The 9,802-nt window shown below is 40.7% G+C and carries 15 protein-coding genes; 11 read left to right on the top strand and 4 right to left on the bottom strand.

What is annotated here, in order from left to right:
- Window positions 1–358 precede the first annotated feature (358 nt).
- From DWX84_RS20900 to DWX84_RS20950, 11 genes are all read left to right on the top strand, one after another.
- Window positions 359–1,582 (top strand): site-specific integrase, encoded by a 1,224-nt coding sequence (locus DWX84_RS20900; RefSeq protein ID WP_005944350.1) that lies wholly within the window; start codon window positions 359–361, stop codon window positions 1,580–1,582.
- Between the two features lie 25 nt (window positions 1,583–1,607).
- Entirely contained in the window at window positions 1,608–2,762 is a 1,155-nt protein-coding gene (locus DWX84_RS20905; RefSeq protein ID WP_005944347.1) for a YhcG family protein, read from the top strand.
- 233 nt (window positions 2,763–2,995) lie between these two features.
- On the top strand, window positions 2,996–3,568 hold the full coding sequence (locus tag DWX84_RS20910) for a Crp/Fnr family transcriptional regulator (protein WP_005944344.1): 573 nt from the start codon (window positions 2,996–2,998) through the stop codon (window positions 3,566–3,568).
- A 9-nt stretch (window positions 3,569–3,577) separates the two neighbouring features.
- Complete coding sequence (locus DWX84_RS20915) at window positions 3,578–4,141, top strand: Crp/Fnr family transcriptional regulator (protein ID WP_005944341.1); 564 nt, start codon at window positions 3,578–3,580, stop codon at window positions 4,139–4,141.
- 100 nt (window positions 4,142–4,241) lie between these two features.
- Window positions 4,242–4,673, top strand: a complete 432-nt coding sequence (locus tag DWX84_RS20920; protein ID WP_005944338.1) for a GNAT family N-acetyltransferase — start codon at window positions 4,242–4,244, stop codon at window positions 4,671–4,673.
- A gap of 30 nt (window positions 4,674–4,703) precedes the next feature.
- On the top strand, window positions 4,704–5,117 hold the full coding sequence (locus DWX84_RS20925; RefSeq protein WP_005944336.1) for a hypothetical protein: 414 nt from the start codon (window positions 4,704–4,706) through the stop codon (window positions 5,115–5,117).
- 16 nt (window positions 5,118–5,133) lie between these two features.
- Window positions 5,134–5,556: a hypothetical protein gene (locus DWX84_RS20930; protein ID WP_005944333.1), complete on the top strand. Its 423-nt coding sequence runs from the start codon at window positions 5,134–5,136 to the stop codon at window positions 5,554–5,556.
- 14 nt (window positions 5,557–5,570) lie between these two features.
- Entirely contained in the window at window positions 5,571–5,861 is a 291-nt protein-coding gene (locus DWX84_RS20935) for a hypothetical protein (RefSeq protein ID WP_004323652.1), read from the top strand.
- A gap of 98 nt (window positions 5,862–5,959) precedes the next feature.
- Entirely contained in the window at window positions 5,960–6,199 is a 240-nt protein-coding gene (locus DWX84_RS20940) for a hypothetical protein (protein WP_080720260.1), read from the top strand.
- Window positions 6,153–6,572: a hypothetical protein gene (locus DWX84_RS20945; protein ID WP_004323654.1), complete on the top strand. Its 420-nt coding sequence runs from the start codon at window positions 6,153–6,155 to the stop codon at window positions 6,570–6,572. The genes DWX84_RS20940 and DWX84_RS20945 overlap by 47 nt, the downstream gene beginning before the upstream one ends.
- Before the next feature lie 129 nt (window positions 6,573–6,701).
- The gene (locus tag DWX84_RS20950) at window positions 6,702–7,034 is read left to right on the top strand and encodes a helix-turn-helix domain-containing protein (RefSeq protein ID WP_004323655.1); all 333 of its coding nucleotides are present in this window, start codon (window positions 6,702–6,704) and stop codon (window positions 7,032–7,034) included.
- Window positions 7,035–7,086: 52 nt separating this feature from the next.
- On the opposite strand, the gene DWX84_RS20955 is transcribed toward DWX84_RS20950, so the two are convergent.
- From DWX84_RS20955 to DWX84_RS20970, 4 genes are all read right to left on the bottom strand, one after another.
- Window positions 7,087–7,806 (bottom strand): hypothetical protein, encoded by a 720-nt coding sequence (locus tag DWX84_RS20955; RefSeq protein ID WP_005944331.1) that lies wholly within the window; start codon window positions 7,804–7,806, stop codon window positions 7,087–7,089.
- 4 nt (window positions 7,807–7,810) lie between these two features.
- Window positions 7,811–8,731: a relaxase/mobilization nuclease domain-containing protein gene (locus tag DWX84_RS20960; RefSeq protein ID WP_008642636.1), complete on the bottom strand. Its 921-nt coding sequence runs from the start codon at window positions 8,729–8,731 to the stop codon at window positions 7,811–7,813.
- A complete protein-coding gene (locus tag DWX84_RS20965; protein WP_004310825.1) occupies window positions 8,697–9,080 on the bottom strand; it encodes a MobC family plasmid mobilization relaxosome protein in 384 nt (127 codons plus the stop codon). The genes DWX84_RS20960 and DWX84_RS20965 overlap by 35 nt, the downstream gene beginning before the upstream one ends.
- Before the next feature lie 147 nt (window positions 9,081–9,227).
- Window positions 9,228–9,802, bottom strand: a 575-nt coding sequence (locus DWX84_RS20970; protein ID WP_233573976.1) for a toprim domain-containing protein, incomplete at its 5' end; no start/stop codon positions are given.

The following is a 9,802-nucleotide window of genomic DNA, read 5'->3' on the forward strand; positions in this document are numbered from 1 at the left end:
TAATCCCCCAGGTTTATCGGGTGAGCCGTGGATAGTCCTGCCGAATAATTACATACAAAAAAAGCTTGACTGATTACTCAATCAAGCTTTTCAACTTCAGTACCCAGACCCGGTACAAGCCATAGAAATCATAGGAAAATAAAAGAATTTATCTTCCTTATTATCAACTATTTGAATATTTCCTATTTTCTCTATTTTTGCCATATTTTGCCCATTTTCCGTTATTCAGTACACTTTTAGTACACTTTGAAATATCATTTTCTTTTGTACCTTTGCAATATTGGAAAACAAAAGAAAATCAACTATTTAGCGTAATCACCCGGTTATGGTACCTAAATCGGGATAAAACCTCTAAACAATGGCAAAGTTAGAAAATAAAACGAAAGAAAACCCCAAGTTAGAGCAAAATAAGCTCTCGGATGGTAGAATCAGCCTTTACTTAGAGTATTATTTAGGTAGAGAGGAAAAGCCCGTATTAGATGAAAACGGCAATCAAGTGTACTATGATAGTGGAAAGATGCAAGGTAAGCCCAAGTTTGCAGTAAAGCATAACAGGCGAAAAGAAAACCTTAGTCTGTATCTGATAGATAAGCCCCGTACCCCTGCGGAACGCCAGCAGAACAAAGAAACATTGGAGCTTGCCACAAAGATACGTGCGGAGCGTGAGCAGGAATTTAAAGAAAGTATGTTGGGCTATCGGTTGAAAAAAGATAGAACGGTCAATTTCTTAGACTATTTCCAAGCCTATATCAACAGTTATACCAAGAAAGATATTCGCATGGTACAAATTGCGCTTAGCCGTTTTAAGGACTTCTTAAAAGAGCAATACCCCATGAATGAGTTTAGTATCAAACCGGAACTTATCACCAAAGAAATGATGGAGCAGTTTGTAGCCTATTTGCAATCCCGAAGTGTGGGTGAAGGTGCTAAAAGCATTTACCAGCGTTTCAAGAAAGTTATTCGATATGCGATTGACCACGATGTAATGTTGAAAGACCCATGTAAAAGTGTTACCTGTAAAGTGGATAGCCAAATGCTTCGAAAAGATGTTCTTTCTCCCGAAGAAATACAAAAGTTGGCGGCTTGCCATTATGACAACGAGAACCCGAATGTCAGACGGGCTTTTATCTTCTGTTTATACAGTGGTTTGCGTTTCTGTGATGTAAAAGACCTTACCTATAAGAATGTGGATTACGCTAATCGGTTATTGAAATTTGAACAAAGCAAGACAAAGGGACATTCTGCCAGTAGTGGTGTGGTTATTCCCCTGAATGATGGTCTATTGTCTATCATTGGTGAAGCCCCGGCAGATAAAAACTGTTTGATATTCGATTTACCTACTTACGAAAGTTGCTGTAAATCAGTAAAGCGTTGGGTAAAGAGAGCCGGGATAGACAAACATATAAGCTGGCATTGTGCCCGGCATTCGTTTGCCGTGAACATTCTGAACAATGGGGCAAATATCAAAACCGTAGCCAGCCTTTTAGGGCATAGCGGATTGAAGCATACGGAGAAGTACACCCGTGCGGTGGATAAATTGAAAGAGGAAGCAATAAACAGCTTGCCCGAACTAAAGTTTTAACCATAAAAGACTTATCTTTGTAACTATGAACTTTGAAGCATTAGTAAAACATATCAGCACGATACAGAACACGTTGCAGGCACAAGCCGCACATGCTGTAAACCTTGCCCTTACTTCCCGTAACTGGCTTATGGGTTGCTATATTGTAGAATTTGAGCAGAACGGAGAAGACCGTGCCGCCTACGGTGAACAACTGTTGAAGAAGCTGGAACAACGACTGAAAACAAAAGGTCTGAATGAACGTAGATTCAGGGAATTTAGACGGTTGTACCTTGTTTATCCACAACTAAAAGAACCTGTTACACAATACATTGCATCACAAATTCAAATTCGGCAGTCATTGACCGCCGAATTCACTGAACCAATTCGGCGGTTGGTGACCGCCGAATCTGAAAATGGAGTTTGGAAACTATCAACAGAATACCCACAAACCGAAACATGGATGATTCCGGCTGATAGATTATTCAATAGATTATCTTCCACCCATTTAAACACTATATCGGGAATTGAGAACCCGGTAAAACGTGCTTTCTATGAAATGGAAACCATTCGTGGCTGCTGGTCTGTAAAGGAGTTGGAGCGACAAATCGCATCTTTATATTACGAACGTAGCGGACTATCCAAAAACAAAGAAGCCCTCTCCGCTTTAGTCCAGCAACAAGCAACCTTATTACAACCTAAAGATGTTATCAACACCCCTGTTACTTTGGAGTTCTTAGAGTTGAATGAACGTGCATTGGTGACAGAAACTGATTTGGAACAAGCCATTCTTGACAACCTGCAACACTTCCTGTTAGAAATGGGACATGGCTTCTGTTTTGAAGCCCGGCAAAAACGTATCTTGATAGACGAGGATTATTTCTTTGCCGACCTTGTGTTCTATCACCGCATTTTGAAATGCCATGTTATTGTAGAATTGAAGATAGATAAGTTCCGCCATGAGTACGCTTCGCAACTAAATATGTATCTGAACTATTTTAAAGCGGAAGTGATGCAGCCGGATGATAACCCACCTATCGGCATTTTGCTCTGCACCGAAAAGGGAGATACCTTGGTTAAGTATGCCACTGCCGGGTTAGACCCAAATATTTTTGTGCAAAAGTATAGGATAGAACTTCCAACAGAAGAAGAAATAAAAGTATTCATTTCTTCCTCAAACTATGAGAGTTACAAACTTTAAAATTGGCGAAAAGAAAAAAGATTGTTTCTTCTTTCGCCAGCACATATATTTTGCAGGCTACAAAAGTTAGTTTGGTACGTTTTGGATATATATACAAAAGCACAAACTAAACTCACAATAAAGTAGATTAAAAAAAAGAGAAGATGTTTTGATAAAGTCAGGAATCTATTTTCCCTTTTTAAGAGAACAACTCACGAGGTTATTCTATATTTTAATTGCAATTAGTTTATAGTATGGAAGATTTTAACTCACAATATGCCAACCATTCGAAATTAGAACAGCTAAAGCAGTTCATTTTGGAACATGGTACTTATATCGAACTCAAAAAGGGTGAACAATTCACTATTCAAGGCAAAGTGAATCATCGGGGAGCTTATATCGAACACGGCTTATTGAGATATACTCGTGTGGATGAAAAAGGGAATATACATATAGTAGGATATACTTTCTCCGGAGAGTTTACAGGAAGTTTATGCACACTTATAGAGCCTAATCAACCGTCATTAGTAACAATTGAAGCCGTTTGCGATACAAAGATTTGTTATATACCCTATTTAAAAGTAGAGGAATTCTTTGCCACAAATGTAGAAACCATGCAAGTAAAATGTACTCTTATTGAACAATCATACTTATTAATGTATCATAGATTAATAGATATGTACTGCAAGACTACGGCAGAACTGTATCTTGACTTATTGAATAGATGCCCCGATATTCAAGAGTACATTACGTTAAAGGAGATTGCCTCTTTCTTGCAAGTCACACCGGAAACAATCAGTCGCATACGCCGTGGACTGAATAAATAGCTTACGACAATGAAAGATTTTAATTCATACCTCGACAATTTAGACTATTCCCTCGTAAAAGATTTATTTCATGAAAAAGGGAAGCAACGTATATACCACAAAAAAGATTTCTTTATTCGTCAGAATGAAATATCACGTTTTGCCGAATGGGTAGAAAACGGTACATTCCAATATACATATATTGATGGAGAGGGTGAAGAACACATTGTTGGATACGCTTTCACCAACGAGTTTGTATGTGACTATTCTTCTTTAATGAGAAGTGGCTTATCGTTAGTAAATATTCAAGCCATAACAGAGTGTTCTGTATATGAAATATCCCGTCATGACATTATTGAATATTGGGAAACGGATATGAAAACTCAACGATTCGGAAGGCATGTGGCAGAGAGTCTATTTGAAATGGTATATGAACGATTACTTGATTCATATTGTACGCCTGAAATACGATACAGGAACTTGATGGAACGTTGTCCTAACTTGAAAGAAGTAGTTCCTTTGAAAAGCATCGCTTCATTCTTAGGGGTTACACCGGAAACCATTAGCCGCATACGCCGCAAGTTAGAGATATAACTCACCTTTTAACAATTGTTATATTGGGGTCTTGATAATTGTCAAGACCTTTTTCCTCCACCTTTCATTACTTTGCACACATTGATTAAAAACTATTAGTATGATACGGAAATTAATGAAAGAAGAATATAAAAATGCTATAAACTTATCCTATCAAGTATGTATAGAGTGTGGCATTAACGATTTTACGGAAGAAGGGATTGAAACCTTTAAAAGTTTCGTGTATGACACATCGTTGATGAATACGCTTGACATATATGGGGCTTTTGACAATCATTTATTGATAGGAATAATCGGTGTACATCGGGAAAGGCAACATATATCCCTCTTCTTTGTCTTGCCACACTATCATCGGCAAGGAATAGGAAAATCGTTATTTGACTATATGATGAGCAATTGTAATTTTACTTATATAACAGTTAATTCTTCAACCTATGCAGAAACTTTTTATACATCTTTAGGCTTCAAAAAAGTGGGTAAAAAAGAGATTAATAAAGGTATTGTTAGTATCCCTATGAAGAGAAATATATAATTATTGTCAATCACTTAAAATAGAGATAAGATGAAAAAGAAAATTACTTTATGTATGGTGCTTTCCACATTCATTATTTGCGCCATGTTATGTCTGACAAATTGTAGTAACGATGATGCCCCTACTTCTGTCTTCACCCCCGAAGCCCTGAAGCAAACTACTTGGCAAGCGCAAATGACCGTGTACAATATCGAAGATGAGATAGACTACACAAAACAATCCATTCTTCAGTTTACTAACGAATCAGAAGGCATTTATACAAGGACGAACGAAGAAGACGGATATATGTGGAACACAGATTTTACTTATCAAGTAAATGGAAAAATCATCACGTTCGACAACATAGCAGGTCCGTGGACAGTGATGGAATACACAGGAACACATCTCGTAATGGAAGCCTATAATCCCAATAAGATGGTGTGGACGTTGGAGAAGATGTATTAACCTAAAAATAGCGGATATGAAGATTTCAACAATTCTCTTTTTCTGCCTACTAATGACAGCTTGTATGCAGACAAAATCCTTTCACCGGACAAACGGCTGGTACTACGTAACATCACAGACTACAGACAGCCTTTCACAAACACCTTTCCTTACTGTTATGGATTTCGATTCTTTACGTTTGGAAACTGATGCTTTTGGACACTCGGTCATTACCGGTGTCTTCCTCCAAGATAAATTGCCTATATGGAGAGAAGCCACAACAAAGAGTGTAGGAAAGTACATCGCTTTCGTTTTCAATGACACGGTGATAACTGCTCCTCAGGTTAATAGCCCCATAGAAAGCGGATGTTTCCAAATTTCCAATCCGCATGGATATGATTTGGAACGTATCTTTAGGGAACTACAAAAAGAAATTGATATATCAAGGTTTGGAAATTAAATGTTAACTGGAAAATGGGAACATTAGGTTGCATAAATGATATGCTACAACGGGACAAAGAGAACCGTGAGCTTCGCAAGTTGAATAGAGACAGGATGAAAGAACATCACAAATATCTTGTAGGCAAAGGTAAAAATGCTGATTTATCCAATGTTTCCATTGAAAAGATAGAAGAAATCCGTAAAAAAACCATAGAAAAGGAGCAATCAGACCAAATATATATGTTTAGGATATATATATTTCTTACAATATGCCTTTTAGTGCTATTTTTATTGGGATTACTTTGCTATAAACTATTTTTCTAAATTCCCCCAAAACAACAACTTGCGGATTACAATATTATGAATTGAAATAAGCCTTTTCCTAAGTCTCGCTAAGGCTTATTTTTTATATGAATACATACATGAATCTAATTTTAGAACAGCGATTTTTCCGCTTATTGTCGGAATATTCACAACGTAAAGTTTCTGCATCGGAGTTTACAGAAGCTATTGAGGAATTGGCTACGCATGTAGCCGATTTTGGTATCAACGAACAGGATTACAGTATTTTACTTCGCTATTTTTCCTTTGGTTTACACCGTCTTAAATCGTATCGTGTACGGTTTGAGCAAGAAAAAAATGCCCTATTTGCATTTAATTGATGAAGCGATAGGACTTTTGAACACTGAAATACGCCTTATTGAATGGCGCATCAAATACCCGGAACAACTACAGCAACGCATCAATAAACAGCCCCTTTCCCCTCTCTACCTCGCCGACAAAACAACCCTTATCAATATCATGGAAGTGGTAAGCGGCTTATTCCTCTCCAAAGACATCGTTTATCAGAACGGTAAACCTGCCTATTTAGTGGACTTATCCAAAGGTTTTGAATGGTTGTTTAACATTAAGATAAGCGACTGCCACCAAAAACATGAGGACGTGATAAAACGGAAGCCGGGCAAACTCACCGAATTTCTTAATGGACTGGCAAACCTAATCAAAAATGAACATGATAAGAAAGGATATAGATAATCAGCAACTTATGATTTATTTATAGGGGACTCCATTAGTTCTCCTGTAATTTCTTTGTATCCGTTTTTAGAACTTTGCTTCATCAATCGATTGACAAACAAAATGTATAATCTGAAAAATGAAGCAATTATGTATATAGACAATGACGAATTTGGTGGATGGATGCAGAAGCTGTATGCCAAACTGGAAGAACTCTGCAAAGATGTACGGGTACTACGCAATGCAGACAGGGTACTGCCCGAAGATGATAACCTATTGGATAATCAAGACTTGTGCCTGCTGTTCAAAGTAAGCATCAAAACCCTGCAACGCTACCGGGCTATCGGTGCGTTGCCATACTTCACTATCAGCGGAAAAGTGTATTACAAGGCTTCCGATGTCCGGGAGTTCATCAAGGAAAGGTTCAGCGTCACCACGCTACGCCAGTTCGAGAAAGAACACTGTACGAAGAAAAAGAAGTGAATCTGAAAAGCCGGAACGGTGAATGTGCTTCATCCATCCCGGCTTTCCCCGTTTATGGCTTACCCAGCTTATCAGCTTCTTTCTTTAGCTGTTCGGCTTGCTCGTTCAACAGCCTTGCACGTTCCAGTGCTTCCGCCTGCTTTTGGATGCGGTATTCAAAATCCATCACTGAATCGGTCAGACTTCGGATAAAGCCGTTATCCCGTTGCCATTTGAACTTGTTTTCCAGTATATCAAAAGTTTCCCCGTCTGCCTGTCCTTGCATCAGCAAATAGCGGTATTTCATATCGTTGTCCTGTAACTGCTGCATACGTTCAGCCAAACGGATATTCAAGAATATGGAAACGGAACAGATAACCAGCACTGCCGAAAAAAGGAACAATCCCGGACGAATCCAAGAAGCGACCTTGTTGCAAATCCGTTGATAGAGCGGTAAGGGTATAGCTTCCTCTTTATCCGTCTTGCAAGAGCCCAAAGCATCAAGCATTACCTTGAAACAACGGTAGGTTTCCAATACTATTTTCTTGGTGTCCTCGATATGTTTCTGCTGACCTTGCATCCTATTCCTTATCTCGTCAAGCTGGCTTCGGATAGCCTGCAAATCCTTTTCGGGAACAGCCGGGTTACTGTGCAATTCCGACAATGCCTGTTCGATTGCGTTCAGTCTTTCAAGAGTTTCCTCCCGACTGGCTGGCGTTACCTGTGCTTCCTGCTTCTCTTTCAATTCAGTAACCATTGAGAGAAGCCCCTCTAAAATCAAATTTTTCTCCATGTGTTTACAAATTAAGTTGTTTTTTCTTTTTCTTCTTCTTTCTTAAATTCAAGTTTGGTTCTTCATCCGCAGGGGGTGATGAAGCGGTGAACAGACCGAGTGAGCCAGTTATCAACGGACTGTCAGTCTTTCCCTGTGTCGGCAATGGCTCCCGAACGGGTGTAAAAGCTGTCTGCCGTTGATTTCCGACCGTATTCAGTCCTGCATCCCCGAAACATTTATCCAGTTTGGAGAAACTAAAATTGCGGTCTATCTCCGAACCCTTGAACGTGTATTCGCCTTTGGAAAAGGAAACGCCCTGTATCTCGCCCGTCTGCCCCTTGTACTTGAACCGGACAGTAATACCCTTTTCCGCTAACCGCTCCTGTAACTGCCGCCAGTTCTTGAACTTCCCGATTTCGTTCTTTACAGCCGTGTAAATCTCGTATTTCGACTTGTCCGGCTCTTTCAAGCGGTGCTGCTTTACCTGTTCTTTTCCACCAGCAAAATAAAGCCCGTGTTTGGTTTTCAGCTTCTTGCATACCTGCTCGTTACGGTACATATCGTTCCTGTCCGAAATGGTCTTGCCGTTGTTGTCTATGCGGTTGAACACGATATGCACATGTGGGTGTTCCCGGTCTTGATGGCGCACGATGATATACTGCGTATCGGTGATTTTCATTTCACGCATATACTCCTGCGCAAGCTGTACCATCTTCTCGTCTGTCAATTTGGGTGCATCCACTGCCGAATAACTTAACGCAATATGTCCGACAGGCTTCTTCAAATCGGGATTCATCCCGGTCTGCATACAGAAGCTGCGGATTATATCGCCCCGGCTTTCAGTCAGAACCCCGTCCGCATGAAGCAAAACCGCCTGCTCCTTACCAAGCACATAGTTCACACAGCCCTTAAACCCGCTTCCCTTTTTTATTTTTCCAATCATCCGACAACTGATTTATAATTTCGACAATCCTGTTTTTGAGTTTCACCAGTTCCACCGCCACCAGTGCGAAACCTCCGGCATTCGCTCGGTGCGCCAGTTGGTTGATGTTGTTGGCTTCCCCTGCCAGCTTGCGGATGGTGTCCGCATCCTGCCTATTCAGCCGGGGTATGACCTCTGCCGAAACAACCGCCTGCCGGACATACTCACTGACACGCAACCCGGCTTCCCCGGCTCGCTTCCTGATGGCATAATACTGCAACTCGGTCAGCTTCGTGCTGACTACCCGTTGCTGCTTCTCTATCCGTTTCTTTGCCGGACGTCCCCCCGGCTTATCCTTTATATTCGTCATAGGTTTTTACATTTAAATGGTATCTTAAAAATTGCGACCAACGGGAGAAATTTTCTTTGCTGTCAAGCAAAGCAAGGTAGTTTCGGTTTACCGAAACATAACCTTGCTCTCCAAATTAAACCGCCTGTCGCTGGTAATCCTGCCGGACTAAATGCCCCTGCCCCTTTTCTGTCTTGGGGCGGCACGTTGTCCGGTTTCCTGCTTTATCTCCTGCGCTTGGCTGGTGCTGTTCTTCTGTTCCTGCTTCCTGCCGCACAGGTAATCGTTCAAGTCCGAATACCCCCTGTAATTGCCCGAGAAGTCACGCACACGGTAGGAGTATTCCAATTCGATAGCCCGTGTCGCTTCATATCCTGCCTTGTCATTGTCAAGCATACAGTGGATGCGTTCATACGGGTACAGCACGTCAATAGCTTTCGGCACATTGACAGTAGAGTTGAGTATGACATAATCCTGCCTGTCAAGGTCGGGCATGGTCGGGCAGTTCTTCATCCGGAGCGTGAGGAAAGAAAGATAGTCCATAAAACCCTCGAATACCAAACACTTCTCTCTCGGCTCTCCCTGCTGCCGTATATGGGTGATGTCTTTCGGGGCGATGCAGCCTTTGAAAAAGGAATTGCGAACCTCGTAACCTCCTGCTATGTTCGGGAAACCGATAGCAAAGAACGGTCTGCCGTTATTGGTAAAATGGAGTTCCTTACATTCTCTTTTTGCCAGTTCGA

The organism is Parabacteroides sp. AF21-43 (genome assembly GCF_003635435.1).
GTDB lineage: Bacteria > Bacteroidota > Bacteroidia > Bacteroidales > Tannerellaceae > Parabacteroides > Parabacteroides distasonis.